The 16,052-nt window shown below is 61.1% G+C and carries 15 protein-coding genes; 11 read left to right on the forward strand and 4 right to left on the reverse strand.

Annotated features, from left to right (window positions below; translation table 11 throughout):
- The first annotated feature begins 5 nt into the window (after window positions 1-5).
- The 8 genes from ACSYDV_RS15170 to ACSYDV_RS15205 all read left to right on the forward strand — a co-directional run bounded on the left by ACSYDV_RS15170 (window position 6) and on the right by ACSYDV_RS15205 (window position 11,193).
- Window positions 6-926, forward strand: a complete 921-nt coding sequence (locus ACSYDV_RS15170) for a DUF4007 family protein (RefSeq protein WP_438324643.1) — start codon at window positions 6-8, stop codon at window positions 924-926.
- On the forward strand, window positions 923-4,231 hold the full coding sequence (locus ACSYDV_RS15175) for a hypothetical protein (RefSeq protein ID WP_438324644.1): 3,309 nt from the start codon (window positions 923-925) through the stop codon (window positions 4,229-4,231). The genes ACSYDV_RS15170 and ACSYDV_RS15175 overlap by 4 nt, the downstream gene beginning before the upstream one ends.
- Window positions 4,228-5,067: a phosphoadenosine phosphosulfate reductase family protein gene (locus ACSYDV_RS15180; protein WP_438324645.1), complete on the forward strand. Its 840-nt coding sequence runs from the start codon at window positions 4,228-4,230 to the stop codon at window positions 5,065-5,067. Before ACSYDV_RS15175 ends, ACSYDV_RS15180 begins: the two co-directional genes overlap by 4 nt.
- A gap of 152 nt (window positions 5,068-5,219) precedes the next feature.
- Window positions 5,220-7,232: a DEAD/DEAH box helicase gene (locus ACSYDV_RS15185; RefSeq protein ID WP_438324646.1), complete on the forward strand. Its 2,013-nt coding sequence runs from the start codon at window positions 5,220-5,222 to the stop codon at window positions 7,230-7,232.
- Window positions 7,233-7,457, forward strand: coding sequence for a hypothetical protein (locus ACSYDV_RS15190; RefSeq protein WP_438324647.1), 225 nt, complete (start codon window positions 7,233-7,235; stop codon window positions 7,455-7,457). It abuts the gene before it with no gap.
- A 3-nt stretch (window positions 7,458-7,460) separates the two neighbouring features.
- Window positions 7,461-9,545 (forward strand): AAA family ATPase, encoded by a 2,085-nt coding sequence (locus ACSYDV_RS15195; protein ID WP_438324648.1) that lies wholly within the window; start codon window positions 7,461-7,463, stop codon window positions 9,543-9,545.
- The gene (locus ACSYDV_RS15200) at window positions 9,545-9,991 is read left to right on the forward strand and encodes a hypothetical protein (RefSeq protein ID WP_438324649.1); all 447 of its coding nucleotides are present in this window, start codon (window positions 9,545-9,547) and stop codon (window positions 9,989-9,991) included. The genes ACSYDV_RS15195 and ACSYDV_RS15200 overlap by 1 nt, the downstream gene beginning before the upstream one ends.
- Window positions 9,992-10,017: 26 nt before the next feature.
- Window positions 10,018-11,193 carry a DUF8462 domain-containing protein gene (locus tag ACSYDV_RS15205; protein ID WP_438324650.1) on the forward strand — a complete coding sequence of 392 codons (1,176 nt, stop codon included), beginning with the start codon at window positions 10,018-10,020 and terminating at the stop codon, window positions 11,191-11,193.
- 531 nt (window positions 11,194-11,724) lie between these two features.
- Here ACSYDV_RS15205 and ACSYDV_RS15210 read toward each other — a convergent pair.
- Window positions 11,725-12,630 carry an endonuclease/exonuclease/phosphatase family protein gene (locus tag ACSYDV_RS15210; RefSeq protein WP_438324651.1) on the reverse strand — a complete coding sequence of 302 codons (906 nt, stop codon included), beginning with the start codon at window positions 12,628-12,630 and terminating at the stop codon, window positions 11,725-11,727.
- A 136-nt stretch (window positions 12,631-12,766) separates the two neighbouring features.
- Between ACSYDV_RS15210 and ACSYDV_RS15215 the strand changes: the two genes are divergently transcribed.
- A complete protein-coding gene (locus ACSYDV_RS15215) occupies window positions 12,767-13,042 on the forward strand; it encodes an HU family DNA-binding protein (protein ID WP_438324652.1) in 276 nt (91 codons plus the stop codon).
- Between the two features lie 248 nt (window positions 13,043-13,290).
- Here ACSYDV_RS15215 and ACSYDV_RS15220 read toward each other — a convergent pair whose 3' ends face one another.
- The gene (locus tag ACSYDV_RS15220) at window positions 13,291-13,803 is read right to left on the reverse strand and encodes an SOS response-associated peptidase family protein (protein ID WP_438324653.1); all 513 of its coding nucleotides are present in this window, start codon (window positions 13,801-13,803) and stop codon (window positions 13,291-13,293) included.
- 55 nt (window positions 13,804-13,858) lie between these two features.
- Here ACSYDV_RS15220 and ACSYDV_RS15225 point away from each other — a divergent pair, with 55 nt between their 5' ends.
- A complete protein-coding gene (locus ACSYDV_RS15225) occupies window positions 13,859-14,476 on the forward strand; it encodes an SOS response-associated peptidase family protein (RefSeq protein ID WP_438324654.1) in 618 nt (205 codons plus the stop codon).
- Window positions 14,473-14,904, forward strand: coding sequence for a DUF1810 domain-containing protein (locus tag ACSYDV_RS15230; protein ID WP_438324655.1), 432 nt, complete (start codon window positions 14,473-14,475; stop codon window positions 14,902-14,904). Before ACSYDV_RS15225 ends, ACSYDV_RS15230 begins: the two co-directional genes overlap by 4 nt.
- Window positions 14,905-14,955: 51 nt before the next feature.
- On the opposite strand, the gene ACSYDV_RS15235 is transcribed toward ACSYDV_RS15230, so the two are convergent.
- Together ACSYDV_RS15235 and ACSYDV_RS15240 are read right to left on the reverse strand one after the other, a co-directional pair.
- Complete coding sequence (locus tag ACSYDV_RS15235; RefSeq protein WP_438324656.1) at window positions 14,956-15,132, reverse strand: hypothetical protein; 177 nt, start codon at window positions 15,130-15,132, stop codon at window positions 14,956-14,958.
- 251 nt (window positions 15,133-15,383) lie between these two features.
- Window positions 15,384-16,004 (reverse strand): retropepsin-like aspartic protease family protein, encoded by a 621-nt coding sequence (locus tag ACSYDV_RS15240; protein WP_438324657.1) that lies wholly within the window; start codon window positions 16,002-16,004, stop codon window positions 15,384-15,386.
- Window positions 16,005-16,052 lie beyond the last annotated feature (48 nt).

Consider the following 16,052-nt stretch of genomic DNA (forward strand, 5'->3'; position numbering starts at 1 on the left):
TTCGCATGACGCGCGGGATATTCGACAGCTCAAAAGTTCAATTCGCGGGACACGAGACGTTTCCGCTCCGCCTCTTATGGCTCAAAAAGGCTTATAATGCGGTGCGCGATGGCACATCATCTGGAACATTTCAAGAACAGGCTGCGATTGCGCGTTTCGGCGTCGGACGCAATATGGCGGCATCCATCCGCTATTGGGCACTGGCGTCCGGCTTCTTTGCCGAACAGGACAGGGTCATCCGGCCGACCTTCCTGGGAAATATGATACTGCCTGACGATGGCGCCGATCCTTATCTGGAGCGCGCCGCTACGGTTTGGCTGGTCCATTGGCATGTTGCGGCTAGTCAGGACATGACAACGACCGCCTATTATGCTTTCAACGGGCTGTCGGGTCTGGAGTTCGACCCCGCGCTTTTGGTCGATGAGCTGATGCGGGCGGTTGAGACAAATGGATGGCGCGCCACTCGCGGGACCTTGAAGCGCGATGTCGAGGTTTTTTTGCGCGGTTATGTGCGCCGGAATGATGGACAGAGTGAGGATGCGGCAGAGCCGCTACTTGCCGAACTTGGTCTGATACGCGAGGCCCGCCTCGGCGGCTGGTACGAGTTCGTGCGCGGCCCGAAGCCGAGCTTGCCGAACGAGGTATTTGCCTACGCGCTTGGATGTTTTTGGGATGCGCAGCGAAGTTCGACGGCGCTTGCGGTTGAGCAGATTTGTTACGCGCCTGGCTCGCCCGGACGCGTATTCAAGCTTGACGAGGATAGCATCATTACGCGGCTCATGGCGCTGGACGCGCTAACGGGTGATGCGTGGACATGGAATGACACCGCCGGCCTGCGCCAGATCCAGCGCCGCCGCGACTTTGATGCGACGACACTTCTGCCTACCGCCTTTGGTCGCAAGCCGGTCGTGGCGGAGGCCGTATGACGCGGCTCTCCGACATCGTCGAAATTAACCGGCGCTTTGCGCGGTCGGCGCGTATCGATGCCGATCTAAAAGGCACCCCGCCGCTAGTTGGCTACGTGTTGCAGGCAAGCGTAGCAAAGTCTCTTGAGACAATGGCGTCGAGCCAAATCGACAGTCGGCAGGGCGCGTTCACTTGGACTGGCCCCTATGGCGGTGGGAAATCCTCGGCTGCTCTGCTCGTCGCCAATCTTGTCGCCGGCGGCAAGGTGAACCGGAGAATAGCGCGCGACATTGCCGGCGAGGCGCTGACCGGCCTGTTTGCTGAAGCGTTCCCGGAAACGCGCGGCGGCTGGGGAATCGTGGCGGTCACGGGTAGCCGGGTGCGCCTGCGCGACGCGCTTGCCGATGCGGCTGCGGCAGCATTTGGTTGGAGTGACGGGGCAATCGAGGCCGCCAAGGCTGCGGACGAAATGCTCATCACGGCGTTGCTGGGCGCGGCCGCGGCGAAAAGCGGTGTTTTCCTAATCCTCGACGAACTCGGTAAGATGCTCGAACATGAGGCGCTCGAGGGTGGGGATGTCCATCTGCTGCAGGATCTGGCCGAGCGTGCCTCGCGCAGCGACGGCCGGCTCGTCGTCGTTGGCATCCTTCACCAGTCTTTCGATCAATATGCTGCGCGTGCTGCCCGCGATGCACGTCAGGAATGGGCGAAAGTCCAGGGGCGGTTTCAGGACATCGCGTTTCTGAGCGGCGCCGATGAAACGGTCGCGTTGCTCGGGCGGGCGGTTGCAACCGACTTTCTGCCGCCTTCTGCGCATGTGCGGGCTGCCGCAGTAGCCGAAGCCGTCGCACGTCGGCGTCCCACAGAGACCGCGCTCCTTGCTCAGGCGCTCGCCGATGCCTGGCCGCTCAACCCGGTCACCGCGCTGCTCCTCGGCCCAGTCTCGCGCCAACGTTTTGCCCAGAACGAACGAAGCGTCTTCGGCTTTCTGAGCTCGGCAGAGCCCTCGGGGTTCCAAGAGTTCTTATCATCGAACGAACTGGGCGCGACTTATGACCCCGCCCGGCTCTGGGACTATCTCGCATCCAATTTCGGGATGGCGCTCGCTGCGGGCGCCGACGGCAGCCGTTTCAGCCTGGCTTTCGAGGCGATTGAGCGCGCAGGCGCAAAGGGCGGGCCCGTCCATGTGGCGATCACCAAGGCCGCGGCGGTCATCGAATTCTTCCGGAACGGCTCGGGTCTGGCCGTCGCCGACGACTTTATCGAGGAAGCGGTACCCGATGCGGATTCCGCAGCTATCCGCAAGGCAATCGGCGACCTGCTCGAATGGGCGGTCCTGATCCGGCAGCCACGGCTAGGCGGGTATGCCTTATTCGCGGGAAGCGATTTCGATCTCGAAGACGCGATTGGACGTGCAACAGCGCCTGTCGATGCGGCGTCGGTCGCGACCATTCCGCAGAGGGCCGGCTTCGGGTTCGCGACTGCCAAGCGCCATTATTTCAGCACCGGCGCTCTGCGCACCTTCGATGTCGTGCTCCAGCTCGTCGGCCCCGACGACGACGCCGGCGGCATAGCCGCCCGCATTGCCGCCCGTCAGATCAAGGGCAGCGGCCAGCTCGTGCTGCTTCTCGGCGATGGGCACGTCGACCGCAAGGCGGTCGACGCCCTCGCCAAATCCGTGGCAAAGGCCCTCAACCGCGCCGAAGTCATCGCGGCGATCGCCGGTAGCGGCGACAGTTTCGCGCTTCGCTCGATCACCGCCGAACTGCTCGCGGTCGAGCGTGTCCTTCGCGACCATCCCCAGCTCGAAGGCGACCGGATCGCGCGGCGCGAGATCGCCGCCCGGCAATCGGCGTGCATCGATCAACTCCACCGTACTCTGGAGCAAACACTCGACAGCGCGCGCTGGTTTCTGGCGCCCGAGCCGTCGCGACATATCATCGAGCCGCTTGCGGTCGTTGCCAGCGCGCTCGCCGACGAGGGATTTCCGAAGGCGCCGATCCTCAAGAGCGAGCTGCTGCAACGCGACCGGCCTTCGTCTAATGCCAACGCAGCGCTTCGCGATCTGTGTCACGCGATGGTGCGCCGTCCCGGCGAAGCGGATCTGGGCATGTCCGGCTTTCCGGCCGAACTGGGCCTCTATCTGACGGTGCTCAAACCCTTCGGTCTCCACCGCCCGACGGCGGACGGCTCGTTCGACTTTTTCGCCCCAGACGACAGCGAAGCCGGTCGGTCGCTGCTGCCCGCTTGGGTCACGCTTGAAACGGACGGCGACCTCGCGCTGGACGCGATCTATGCGCGCTGGGCCTCGCCGCCGTTCGGGATCAAGAGCGGCGTCATGCCAGCGCTGATTCTCTCCTATCTGATGGCAAACCGGGACCGCGTCGCCGTCTATATCGACGACGTCTTCCAGACCTCGCTCGACGATTTTTTGGTCGATAAGCTGCTTCAGAAGCCGGACCTCTTCCGATTGCGTCACATCGACCGGTCTGTGCGCGAGACCGCTTTCTTAAGCGGCCTCGCGAGGCTCTTCGAAGTGGCGGACGTCGGCGGATCGATGCCCGTCGCGCAGGCGCTCTTCCAGCGCTTCGAACGGCTGACCGACTATGCGCAGCGCACCCAGACGCTCGGCGAGGATGCGTTGTCTTTGCGGTCGGTGGTGCTCAGGGCATCCGATCCCGAGCGCCTGTTGTTTGACGATTTGCCCGACGCCTTTGGCGATCGGCTTTCGGCCGAGCTCGTCTTCGCGGGCCTCCAGGAGGCCGAAGCGAGTTATCCCTCGCTGCTCGAGCGGATGCGGCTGTCACTGGCTCGCGCTCTCGGCGTTGATGCGATTACATTCAGCGGTGTCGCCGAACGCGCCGCGTCGATCCGCGATCTCACGAATGATTATAATCTGGAAGCCTTCGCGATGCGCGCAGCGGCATTCGAAAATGGCGGGGGCGACGTTGAGGGGCTTATCAGTCTGCTTGTTCACAAGCCGGCCACCGCCTGGTCCGATCGCGACCGCGAACAAGCGCTAAGCGATCTCGCCCAATTCGGCCGACGATTCCGCGAACTAGAAGCTCTGGCGGTGGTCCGCGACCGGAGATCGCAGACCGAAGCGCTTGCCCTCGTCGTTGGCGTCGATCCGTCGATACCGCCTCTGCTACAGAGCTTCGTTCTGACCGAACAAGAGAAGGTCGCGGCTGCCGCCTTGGCTGATCGCGTTCTAGAGGTGCTTGGCGGCGATGCCGACATGGGGCATTTGCGTCTCGCGGCGCTCGCGCGCGCAGTCGCCAGCCTCGCCGCGGACGGGGCCGAAAGGGAAAGGAACGTGGCATGAGCCGTGAGCGGCATATTCTTGGGCTCTCGGGGGGGCGCGACAGCGCAGCGCTCGCAGTCTATATGCGCCAGCATCATCCCGAACTCCCGCTCGAATATTTCTTTACCGACACAGGCAAGGAATTGCCTGAGGTTTACACCTTCCTCGACAAGCTCGAAGGCTTCCTAGGACGTCCGATCCTGCGCCTCAATCCCGATCGCGGTTTCGATTTCTGGCTCGAGGAATATGGCAATTTCCTTCCCTCGCCGCGCACGCGCTGGTGTACACGGCAGCTCAAGCTGAGGCCGCTAGAGCAATGGCTTCGCGCTGATCTTGACGAAGGAGCGGTGATCCATTCCTATGTCGCCATCCGTGCAGACGAACCAACCCGGGAGGGCTATCAGGCAACCCACACGAATATGCGCGTCCATTTGCCCCTGCGCACCGCTGGTATCGACCGCGCGGGGGTTATCGAACTCTTGCAGCGCGCCGATGTCGGCGAACCGGCCTATTATAAATGGCGCTCGCGCTCGGGTTGCACCTTCTGCTTTTTCCAGCAGAAGATCGAGTGGGTTCGTCTCGCCGAGAACCATCCCAAGCGCTTCGAAGAGGCCGTCGCCTATGAAAAGACTGCGCTCGACGGCGGCTCGCCCTTCACCTGGAGCCAGGGCGAGAGCCTGACCGAGCTGATCGAGCCCGACCGCGTCGCTCAGATCAAGAGCGATTATGAAAAACGGCGCGAACGCCTGTTTCGTAATCGCAGGGTCAATCCTTTGTCCGCTAGGGTTCCAGAAAGCATCGACGACATCTACGGAATCGACGAAGCCTCAAGCAGCTGCGTCGTCTGCCACAAATGACGGGAACGCTGCCCGGAGACGAGGCGTCCCCGGCCCCGCCATCTCTCGTCGACAGCCTTGCCGCGGCCGAACCTTTCTATCTTCTGCCCAAAGATGATGTCGCCGAAACCGTGATCTCTCCAGCGCTTCAGTCGTGCGAACGGGCTGATGTCATGATCGGCTATTTTAACAGCCACGCCCTCGCAGAGATCGCGCCTGGCCTTGCACGCTATCTTCGTTCGTCGCGAAGTCCGTTTCGCCTTATCGTCAGCCCCTATCTGTCTGCCGAGGATCAAGAGGCGCTTAGGAGCGGCCTCGGTGTCAGCGAAGACATGGCGGTCGCGCGCTTTGTCGACGGGCTTCCCAACGCCGATGATCTCGCGCGGCACTCGCTCGAATGTCTTGCTTGGCTTATTTCGGCGGGGCGTCTCGAACTGAAGATTGCGCTGACGCGCGAAGGCCTCTTCCATCCCAAGGCTTGGCTCTTCGAGGACGGGAAGGACAGCGCCGTGCTTCATGGCTCTGCGAATATGACGGGTGCAGGGCTCGCGCGAAACCGTGAGCAGCTGAGCCTGTCACGGAGCTGGGGCGGCGCCGACGCCAGGCGCATCTGTCGCAGACTCCAGGACGAGTTCGCTCTACTGTGGAGCGGCGGCGACGAGCATTGTCTGGTAGTAGATCTGCCGCGCGCAATTCGCGAACGCATAGTAAGCGATTACAAGTCCGACCATATGCCGACCGAGGATGACTTCAGGAAACTCTGGCGCAAGGCGCAGGGGCTTCCGGTCGCCGAGACGCTCGCTGCCGGCACCAAGCCTATATTCGCTATCCCTGAATGGCTCGACTATCGGTCGGGCGACTATGCGCATCAGGGTGCCGCGATTGATGCGTGGGAGGCGGCAGGTCGCTGCGGCATTCTCGAAATGTGTACGGGCTCCGGCAAGACGCTGACTGCGCTGATCGCGGCGCAGCGCCTTTATCAGGAGATTGGCTCTTATCTTATCGTTCTAACTGCGCCCTACAAGGTGTTGCTCCAGCAGTGGTGCAACGAGGTTCGCCTTTTTGGCATCGAGCCAGTCAATCTCTCGATCGAGGGCGGACCTGCGGGTCGTGAGCGGGCGATCGCCGATGCGCGGCGGCGGCTGCGAATGAAGGTGACGCCGGTCGAAATACTCGTCGTCTCGATGGATACGCTGACGACGCCCGAGTTCATCGAGCAGATCCGAAGGTTCGACTGTCTCAAGCTACTGATTGCGGACGAATGCCACAATCTCGGCTCGGCCGCGTTCATCAATGATCCGCCGGAGTGTTTCGATAGCCGGCTCGGTCTCTCCGCGACACCGATGCGCCAATATGATGCCGAGGGGAGCGCGGGGCTCGTCCGCTATTTCGGCGCGGTTTGCTTCAGCTTTCGCCTTGAGGATGCAATCGGACGCTGTCTGACGCCATACGATTATTTTGCGCATTTCGTGCCGCTGTCAGCGGATGAAATGGCCGAGTGGCGCGAGCTCAGCGACAAGATTGCGCGGCTAGCGTGGAAGATCGAGGCTGGCCATGCCGACGACTATCTAAACAGCCTACTGCTCAAGCGCCGACGCGTTCTCGAAACGGCGGCCTCAAAAATTGTGAAGCTCGAAGCCCTGATCGACGACGCAGGCCCCCGATCACTGCGGCATACACTCATTTATGCCACCGACAAGGATCCTGAGCAGATCGACGACGTCAACAGACTTTTGAACGAACGTCACATTCTTTTTCATCAGCTCACCGCCGAAGAAACCGGCGATACCGGTCTTGCAGAGCGCATCCTCGCCCGCTTCAAGGCGGGGGATCTGCAAGTGCTGACCGCAAAGCGGGTGCTCGACGAAGGCGTGAACATCCCGGAGATCGAGCGCGCCTATCTGCTCGCCAGCACGACCGTTCGTCGTCAATGGGTGCAGCGGCGAGGGCGGCTGCTCCGCATTTGCAAGGAGATCGGCAAGACGCATGCCGTGATTCACGATCTCGTAGCCCTGCCTCCTGCAGCTTATGAAGGCGGTGATCTTGATCCGGATGCGAAGAAGATCGTGAGTGCTGAGCTTGACCGAGTCTGGGAATTTGCTCGACTTAGCCGAAATTCTGCGCGTAAAGATGGCCCCTTCGCGAGAGTCGAAGAACTTCGGGCGATGTTGAGGGGGCGAGATTAGGTGCCGTACAAGGACGAGAAGGTCATCGGCATCTTGCTCGAACAAGTCGAGACCATCGAGGATCGCTGCCCCGGTTATCGCGAAGAGCTTGCCGAGGCGATCGGCGACATCATGGCTGAAGAGCGCCAGCATAAATTTTCGCGCACAAACATAGCGGTGAAAGTCGGAGATATTGTCGGGCGAGTCGGCACATTCCTCTACAGCCACACCGGCGACAAGGCCTGACCGGTGCGTCTCGTAAAGGCACGCTTCGACGGCTTTCGTCTTCTCGATGACATCGAATTCGAGTTTTCACTCGACCCATCGAAAAATATCACCGTGGTGCGCGCCGCAAACGAAAGTGGAAAGACGACGCTCCTGACCGCATTGCAATGGGGCCTGTTTGGCGACGAGGTTCTGCCTAGTGGCTACACGACTTTCAACATGGACCTCCCGAGCGGAACGATCGCAGAGACGTCCGCAGAAATCACATATGAAGTGCCCGGAAAGAACGGGACGCAGCGTTTTCGCCTGATCCGTTCGCTGGTCGATCGGACTGGAGCTCCGGTCAGAGCCAAATCCACAGCGGAGCTGTACGAGGTTACGCCGCGCGGATCGGTTGAAATTCCGAATGTCGCTGCGCATCTTGCGATCCATATCCCGCCCGAACTTCGCGAAGTGTTCTTCACCGACGGAGACCGGGCGCTCAGTTTTATCGAGGGCCGAACCGCCGAACAGCAGAAGCGGGTCAAGCGCGCCATCGAACAGATGATGGGCTTGCCGCTGCTAGAGGTCGCCGTCGATCATGTCCGCCAGTCTGAAAAGGAAGTGCGGACGAAGGCAGATGCCGCCGCGGGGAACGAAGAGCTTAGCGAAGCGCGGGTCGCCCTCGAAGCGCTCGATTCGTCGATGCCGGAGCTTGAAGAAAAGCTCGCGACTACCAACGACGAGATTGCCAACCTCAGCGATCTCTTCGCTAAGGCGGACCGCGAGCTTCAAGAGGCGCTGAAGCGCGGCAATCGCGAAGAGATTGGCAAGGAACTCAAGAGCATCCAAGAGCAGCAAGACGCATCGGAGAAACGGATGCGTGCAGCGGACTTTGTCCAAGCGGGTCTTCTGGCTGGCAAGGATTTTGCGCGCGAAATGATGGCGTCCAAATTGCGCAAGGCTGGCGCCATGCTCGACGAATTGCGCGTTAAGGGCGAAATACCGAACGCAACGATCCCTGTCCTCGAGGATCGGTTGACCCACAGCGACTGCATTTGCGGCGAGTCACTGGACCCCGAAAGCGGCGATGGTGCCCGCCGCCGTGAAGCGATCACCGATCTGATCGAACGAAGCCGCGAGACGGACGCACTCAAATCCAAGATATCGGACCTTTATTTTGAGGGTCGCGAGCTATTCGATGCGCGAGACCCGGTCTGGGCCGACAAATATGCGGCTGCCTTCATGGCCCGGTCGAACGAGAAGACCTTGTTTGAGAAGCTCGGTAGCGCTGCGGCAGAACTTGATGCAAAACTTGCCAAGGTGCGCGACGACGATGTCCAGCAGGCGCGCGAGATGCGCGACACCTATCTGCAGCAGCTGGGAGAGAAACGCGATTACGCCACGCGGCTCGATGTGTCCCTGCGTAACCGGCGTGATCAGCGCAACGAGCTAGAGAAAAAGGTCACGACGCTCATGGCTCGCGGCGAAAAAGGGCGCCGCTTTGCCGCCGAACTGCGCGCTGCACAGGACTTGCGCAGCGTTGTCGAACAGACGCTTCAGATTATGAAGACCCGTGAAGTCGAGGCGGTTTCACGGCGTATGAACGATTATTTTCTCGAAATGATCGGTGCCGATTCATCGACGGCGCTGATTCGCAACGCGACGATCACTTCGGACTTCCGGATAATCGTGCTCGGCCGCAACGATCACGTTCTAGATCCGTCGCAAGATTTGAATGGCGCGTCGCGCAGGGCCCTCACTATTGCCTTTATTCTCGCGCTGACAGAGATCAGCGGCGTCGATGCTCCAAATGTCATTGATACGCCACTTGGAATGATGAGCGGATATGTGAAGACGCAGGTAGTCCGCGTCGCGGCCGAAGCCAGCTCACAACTTATTCTTTTCCTGACGCACGACGAGATAAGAGGTTGCGAAGCGATCTTGGACGAGAAGGCCGGGATCATCGTCACGATGACGAACCCCGCCCACTATCCAAAGATTTTGAAGAATGATCCGGGTACAAAGGAGGCTAAGGTTATCCTGTGTGCCTGCGATCATCGCGGCTCCTGTGAGATTTGCGAGCGCAAGGCGTCCGAGACCTCTGGCAACAGCGAAGAGGCTGTATAATGGCGACTAATCCCTTTGCCGGTCTGGATATCATGGTCCCTGAAGATTATCGGGAGCATTTCGACACTTATGTTCAGCGGCGCGAAGGAAAGGGGGCTCGTCCCGTCCACCAGCCGTTCGCGCGCAACATCGATATGTGGTTTGCGGCGATCTGTCTGGCGGTGAGAAAAGGGCTCAAACCCGCCTCCAGCTCCGCAAAAGCCTACAAGGCGGCCGAAGGGGTCGTGCTGAGCTCCGATCCATGGAGGCCGACCTCATTGACTCTTCTGGCGATAGCCGATGCGGACGATGCTACTATCGTCAACCGCCCCGGAGAGATGCTTCGGATCGCCAACGGTTACGCCATCGCCGGTTTACCCGAGCTTCTGGCAATCCTTGAAGGCCGATCTGGGGATACCGCACTCGATTATTTGAGCGAGAAAGTTGAAGGCCTGTTGAGAGCCTAATAACCGGCGAGGCGGAGGGGGAGCGCTTGGACGAGGTCAGAAATCCATTTGTGCCAGGAGCCGGGACGCGGCCGCCTGAACTCGCCGGCCGCGACGATCTCATAACCGAGACCTATACCGCTTTGCTGCGTATCGAAGCGGGAAAGACTGCGCGGCCACCGATCCTGGTTGGCCTTCGCGGCGTCGGCAAGACAGTCTTGCTTAACCGCATGCAGGAAATGGCTGCCGAACAGGGGTTTCTGGTCGCAGAAATGGAGGCGTGCGACGAACAATCGCTTCCCAAGCTTCTCGCACCGAAGCTGCGGGAAATATTTTTGAAACTCAGCCTTGTTGAATCGGCGAAAGATACCGCGAAACGGGGTCTTGGAGTCCTCAAAGCGTTTCTCGGAGGGTTGGGTCTCGCGCTCGGCGACTTCACGATCACCTTCGACCCTACCGTCGGTGTTGCGGACTCGGGCCAGCTGAAGGCAGATCTTCCCGCTCTCTTCGAGGAACTCGGCGCCGCTGCGGCCGCCGCGAAGCGCCCCGTTGCGATCTTTATCGACGAACTGCAATCGTTGAAGCAGGACGAATTCAGCGCGCTGATCATGGCGGTTCACAAGGTTAACCAGCGCCAGCTGCCGATCCTGTTCATTGGTGCCGGACTTCCGCAGGTGCTCGCGTTAGCGGGAAATGCCAAATCCTATTCCGAGCGGCTTTTCAATTTCTCCCCGATCGATGCGCTCAGCGAAGAGGATGCCGTCGATGCGATCGTCAATCCCGCGTTGGCCGAGGGAGTAAAGTTCGAGCCCGAGGCGATCTCCGAGATCCTACGGGTCACAGAACGCTATCCATACTATCTTCAGCAGTGGGCCCATGACGCTTGGAACATTGCCGAAGGCGAAGAAATCACCTGGCGCGATGTGATCGACGCAACGCCGGATTCGACTGCGGCGCTGGATAGAAGCTTTTTTCGTGTGCGCTATGCGCGCTGCTCGACCAACGAAAAAATCTATATGCGAGCGCTCGCAGAACTCGGTCCGGGACATAAGCGCAGCGCCGACGTCGCACAGGTCCTCGGTAAGACCGTAGATCAGATCTCCCCGGCCCGCGCGCAGCTAATCAAGAAGACGATGATCTTCGCGCAGTCTCCGGGTTTAGTGTGTTTTACCGTGCCCCTGTTCGATCAGTTTATGAAGCGCGTGCATCCCCAAATCGAGTGACGGCTGAAAGCAGCCGAAAAAGTGGTGCGAGCAAACGCGGGCGTCCTGTCGAAAATTGGGGCTCGCTACTCCCACTCGATCAAATTTGCTGTGCAGCAAATAATGGGGTTTCCCTGAATATTGTCGGGAAGAGGTAACCGGCGGAGCCGAAAGTTGTGCGGCCCGGTGCCTTTGATGACACCGATTACAAGGGAAGCACCTCGGCAAGCGCGGCGCCCGATTTCCATCCCGATTCTCTGCCGACCGGCCTAGAGCAAATTCCAGAGCAGGTCCCCCTTCCAGATGACAACGGTCGTGAGAGCGTCGAGGACGTACCCGAAGCGGAATGATTGGCGGGCCGCGTGGCGGGGCATCGCGCTGTTCTGATCTATGGAGCGCAAATGGTAAGCCCCGCTACATCTCTGCAGCGGGGCTTCCTTCGATTGCATCCGAAGATGCGATCAAATTCTGCCATTCTTTCGTCTGGACAGGTAAGCGAAACGTGCCGGTAGCGCGCTGGTTCCGTGGCCTTCTTCGATGCCCGGAATTTTTCTATCGCCGCAGCCTGACCGCGATCGGACAATGGTCCGAATAATGCTTCTCACCGGGGGCATAGAGCGTTTCGCTGAATCCCGTCCGGTCGGCTGCGGCGCGCCGGTCGAGCACGATATGATCGATGAAACTGTCATAGCGTGGATCGCAGGCCGGCGGCTCTCCGGCATCGGCGAGCGTCAGATCGGCGTTGGCCGGATCGCTGTCGTCGATTTCGGTCCAGATCGCGTCGCCGGGAAGCGCGAGCCGGCGATTCCAGTCGCCCAGCACCGCGAAGCGGTCGGGCCCGGCGGCGGCGGCGTCGATCCAGGCTTCGAGCGCCGGAATCTGATCCTGGAATATCGGGCAGGCCTTGGCTTCTTTCCCGGCAAAGCAACCTGACTTCAGGTGAATGCCGAGAAGGCGGATGGGCGCCCGATTTCTGGGCCGAAGCGTGATGTCGACGCCCGAGCGAAGCTGCTCGTTCCCGCGCATCAGCGAGGTTACATCCACATGGCGATCGAAGGCTATGTCCTTGCGGATAGCGAAACCGACCGCCTGGCGGATTACCGTTTGTGCCGTGGCCTTGCCGCCGCAGGTGCCGCCCGGCGAGCCCTTCCGCGCTTCCATGATCACGACATATTTGGCGGGGTCGAAGACCCGCGCCGCGGCCGCTTCATTCTCGGCTTCCTGAAAGGCGATCACATCGGCGTCGAGGTCATCGACTATGCGGCGCATCGCCGCATAGTCGCTTTCGTCCCTGGGGTTGCAGCCGATGCCGTTCCGCTCAGCCAAAAATTCGAGGTTCCAGCTCGCAATCTTCAGGGAGCCCGACGGCGCGAGCGTGTTCGCGGGAGCGATGCTTGCGGTCGAACAGGCTGTAGCGAGAAGAAGAAGCGCGGATGCGATGAGGCGGTTGGGAAGCATGGCTCGCTAGTGCCGCACGCCGAAGCCAAGTTCAACTCACTCTCGCCTATGGGGCCGCGCGGATGGCGTCATGCCGTAACCGGCGTTATATCGCCCGCCCGGCCGGCATCCTTCCGGCCGCTCAAGGAGATGATTTATGAACCACGCCGAACTGTCGGACAGCGTCGCAACCGCACTTGGTCTGAGCAAGGCGGACGCGAAGATGGCTGTCGATGCCGTTTTCGCCGCGATCACCGACGCCGCCGCCAAGGGCGACGAAGTCTCGGTGAACGGCTTCGGCAAGTTCAAGGTCAAGGAATCGGCCGCGCGCGAAGGTCGTAACCCCTCGACCGGCGCGACGATCCAGATCGCTGCCTCGAAAAAGCTGACCTTCGGTGCGGCCAAGGCGGTCAAGGATCGCCTGAACGGCTGAGCCGGTGTGTCCCGCCGGCGCCGCCGGCGGGACAGCCGCGAGGCGGCGAGCGGAGCGCGGCATCTGATGAGCGCGCTCGGGCCTCGCAGGCTCGGCCCGGGGTCGCACTTTTGTTTTGGCCGCGCGGCACACTCGGCTCGCTATCCTGGCGGGGCGGCGGCTAGGCACGGACGCGCATCGCACGCCGCCCCGCTGCGGGCTCGCCAAGAGTGCGGCTGTGCGGGCCCTGCGGGCCAGCGACATATGATCTAGAGAGGAAGCTCCGCCTGTTTGCGCAATGGCTCAACGAACAGCGTGTGACGTGGCGGTTCTTCGAACAGCACTTCGTTCGGCAGACTGCCGTCGAGCCAATGGTTCGCATCGCGGCGCTGGATGATCACGCCGTGGCGCGACTGATAGGAAATGACGTCGGCGCCTGCCGGGATGGTGAGGATGCGGTAGGACAGCGGCCAGTCGGCGAGCGGCGGGTCCCATACCGCGGCGAGATAGAAGAAATTGCTGCTGTCGAGCGTCACCCGGTAGCGATGGTCGCCGGTGCCCATGCGAAATTCGGAGGCCGGGATCAAACAACGCCGTGCCGGGAAGGCGCGGCCCTCGGCGCGCACGAAGCGGTAGTTGATTCCGTCGCTGAACCGCGGGTCGGAACCCCAAACCGCTTTGACCATTTCGATCTCGGCCATATTGTCGGGATTGCGCCGCACGAGCGCCTGAACGCCTCCGCTCGGGGCGTCGGGATCGAAAGGGGTTGGCGCGATTCCCATATATGGAACATAATGGGAACGAGGATGAGTCGCAAGGGCCAGGGGACAGCCGCGGATGTGCAATGATTATCGGCTCGAAGTCGACATCGCGTCGATCGCCGAAGACTTCGAGAACCTCCAGATCAAGATCGATATGCCCGAAGGCGCGCCGAACGTGCCGGCGCGCGAAGATGTCCGGATCACCGATACCGCGCCGATCGTGAAGAGCAGCGACGGAGCCGCAACCGGTTCGCTCGTCAACCGGCGCTGGAGCTGGCCAGGTCAAGCCGGCAAGCCGGTCTATAATGTGCGCTCGGAACGCCGCGATCTCGGAATGCAGCGCTGCCTTGTCCTGTGCGACGGCTTCTACGAATTCACCGATCCCACCGACACGGCGCAGAAGCGCCTCGACAAGTGGCTCTTCACGATGAAGGACCATCGCTGGTTCTGCATGGCTAGCGTCTGGCGCGACAGCCATGTCGGCGAGGCATTCAGTCTTCTGACGATGGACGCTGGTCCCGACATCGCCCCCTATCACCACCGCCAGATCATTCCGCTGCCACGCGATCGATGGGCTGCCTGGCTCGATCCGCGCGTTCCGGCCGAGGAAGTCTTGAAATCGCTTCCCGAGGGCAGCCTCGAGGTGACGCAGGTGTATGGCAAGCCGCCCGCGCAAGGAGCGCTCGCCTTATGACGAACCAAGAGGGGCTCGATCTGTTCGTGACGGCGCAGCAGCAGGTGTACGCCCGCGCGCTCGGCGAGATCCGCCGTGGCAAGAAATCTTCGCACTGGATGTGGTTCATATTCCCGCAGCTCACAGGCCTTGGCCGAAGCCCGACGGCGCAGCTCTACGGGATAGCTGGACCCGAAGAGGCGCGGGCCTATCTGGCTCACTCGCGTCTCGGTGGTCGCTATGTCGAATGCGTCGAAGCCCTGCAGGACCTTGCGTCCAGCGATCCGGTCGCAGTTTTCGGTGAGGTCGATGCGGCAAAGCTGCGGTCTTCGCTGACGCTTTTTGAAGCGGTGAGCAACCGGCCGCTCTTCGCGGCGGCGATCTTGCGCTGGTTTGGCGGTGAACGCGATGCCCGGACGCTCGATATGTTGGCGGATCATGCCAAATAAAAGGACCCGCCGAAGCGGGTCCAGTCTGCCAGGTATCTGGCGAGGGGTGGGTTAGTTTTCGGTGCCGGGAGTACCCGTCTTCGGCGGCTTGCCGTCTTCGATACGGCCTTCGTTGCGAAGGTCGCGGCCTTCCTGCGCCTTGCGCTTGGATTCGGGGCTGTCGCCATTCTCGAAGGCTTCTTCCTTCACATAACCGGCAGCTTCCTTGATCTGTCCCTTGACGCTCATTTTCATCTCCATCTCTTGATGCTGGAGAAACGGACGAGCGGCACCGAGGTTGCGCATTGGGCCGCTAATTTATCTCCGCTAAGCCGCGCAACTTTTGCGATTTAACGGGGTTTCTCGCACGCACGGGACATGCTGAGATCTTCGGTCTGCCGCTGCCATGTGTAATGTCTATCGTGCCGCCGCGGGGCGCCCTTCAGGCTCCTTTCCGCGGCGCACGAAAGCGTTCTCTTCGATACCAACCGCAAGCCTCTTCAGCGGGTCTTAGGTAACGCTTCCGGTGTGAGAATGAGCGTGCGATCTTCGACACGCCACGATTGAAGCGCCGACAGGAAATTCATGCCGAGCACGTCGGTATCGCCAAGTCCCGGCGAGATCACGACCTTGAGCTTTCGCGCCTCGATGGCGCCGATCGCCAGGCGCTCGACCGTGCCGGCATCGGCACGCACGGTGCCGTTCGCCGTCTTCATCAACAAGGGTAAGAGCGTCGCGTCTGCTTCGACGCCCGCGGCTTGGGCCGTGCCCTGCGAGAGCGCGGTGATGGTCGCGCCGCTGTCGACGAGCATGCGGCGCTTCGTTCCGTTCAGTTCAACCTCGGCCCAGAAATGCCCGTCGCGACTCATCGGAATGCGCACTTCGCCGCCGACGACCTCCTGTTTGTCGAGACCGAGGCTCGCGGTGATGCGCGAAAGATTGGGATCGAAGGGCGCTTGCTGAAGGACGAGGAAGATGCCGAAGGCGAGCAGCGCGAAGGAGAAGAGCGCGCGAAGGGCTCGGCCGACATAGGGAATCTTGAACAGGATGATCAGGATCAAAGCCGCGCCGACGGCATAAATCGCAAGCTCGTTCCAGGGAAGGTTGGTGGTCATCGGCATAAAATAGGTCCCGCATTACAGGGGGGAAGGTGTCGCGGTGCTGAATGA

Source organism: Sphingopyxis selenitireducens, from assembly GCF_051550705.1.
GTDB lineage: Bacteria > Pseudomonadota > Alphaproteobacteria > Sphingomonadales > Sphingomonadaceae > Sphingopyxis.

What these genes read in the sequence shown, in the direction of transcription:
- ACSYDV_RS15235 (WP_438324656.1), bottom strand. Translation starts at nt 15,132, where the DNA reads ATGAGCGTCAAGGGACAGATCAAGGAAGCTGCCGGTTATGTGAAGGAA.
- ACSYDV_RS15185 (WP_438324646.1), top strand. Translation starts at nt 5,220, where the DNA reads ATGATCGGCTATTTTAACAGCCACGCCCTCGCAGAGATCGCGCCTGGC.
- ACSYDV_RS15175 (WP_438324644.1), top strand. Translation starts at nt 923, where the DNA reads ATGACGCGGCTCTCCGACATCGTCGAAATTAACCGGCGCTTTGCGCGG.
- ACSYDV_RS15180 (WP_438324645.1), top strand. Translation starts at nt 4,228, where the DNA reads ATGAGCCGTGAGCGGCATATTCTTGGGCTCTCGGGGGGGCGCGACAGC.
- ACSYDV_RS15230 (WP_438324655.1), top strand. Translation starts at nt 14,473, where the DNA reads ATGACGAACCAAGAGGGGCTCGATCTGTTCGTGACGGCGCAGCAGCAG.
- ACSYDV_RS15170 (WP_438324643.1), top strand. Translation starts at nt 6, where the DNA reads ATGACGCGCGGGATATTCGACAGCTCAAAAGTTCAATTCGCGGGACAC.
- ACSYDV_RS15200 (WP_438324649.1), top strand. Translation starts at nt 9,545, where the DNA reads ATGGCGACTAATCCCTTTGCCGGTCTGGATATCATGGTCCCTGAAGAT.
- ACSYDV_RS15225 (WP_438324654.1), top strand. Translation starts at nt 13,859, where the DNA reads ATGTGCAATGATTATCGGCTCGAAGTCGACATCGCGTCGATCGCCGAA.
- ACSYDV_RS15210 (WP_438324651.1), bottom strand. Translation starts at nt 12,630, where the DNA reads ATGCTTCCCAACCGCCTCATCGCATCCGCGCTTCTTCTTCTCGCTACA.
- ACSYDV_RS15240 (WP_438324657.1), bottom strand. Translation starts at nt 16,004, where the DNA reads ATGCCGATGACCACCAACCTTCCCTGGAACGAGCTTGCGATTTATGCC.
- ACSYDV_RS15215 (WP_438324652.1), top strand. Translation starts at nt 12,767, where the DNA reads ATGAACCACGCCGAACTGTCGGACAGCGTCGCAACCGCACTTGGTCTG.
- ACSYDV_RS15220 (WP_438324653.1), bottom strand. Translation starts at nt 13,803, where the DNA reads ATGGGAATCGCGCCAACCCCTTTCGATCCCGACGCCCCGAGCGGAGGC.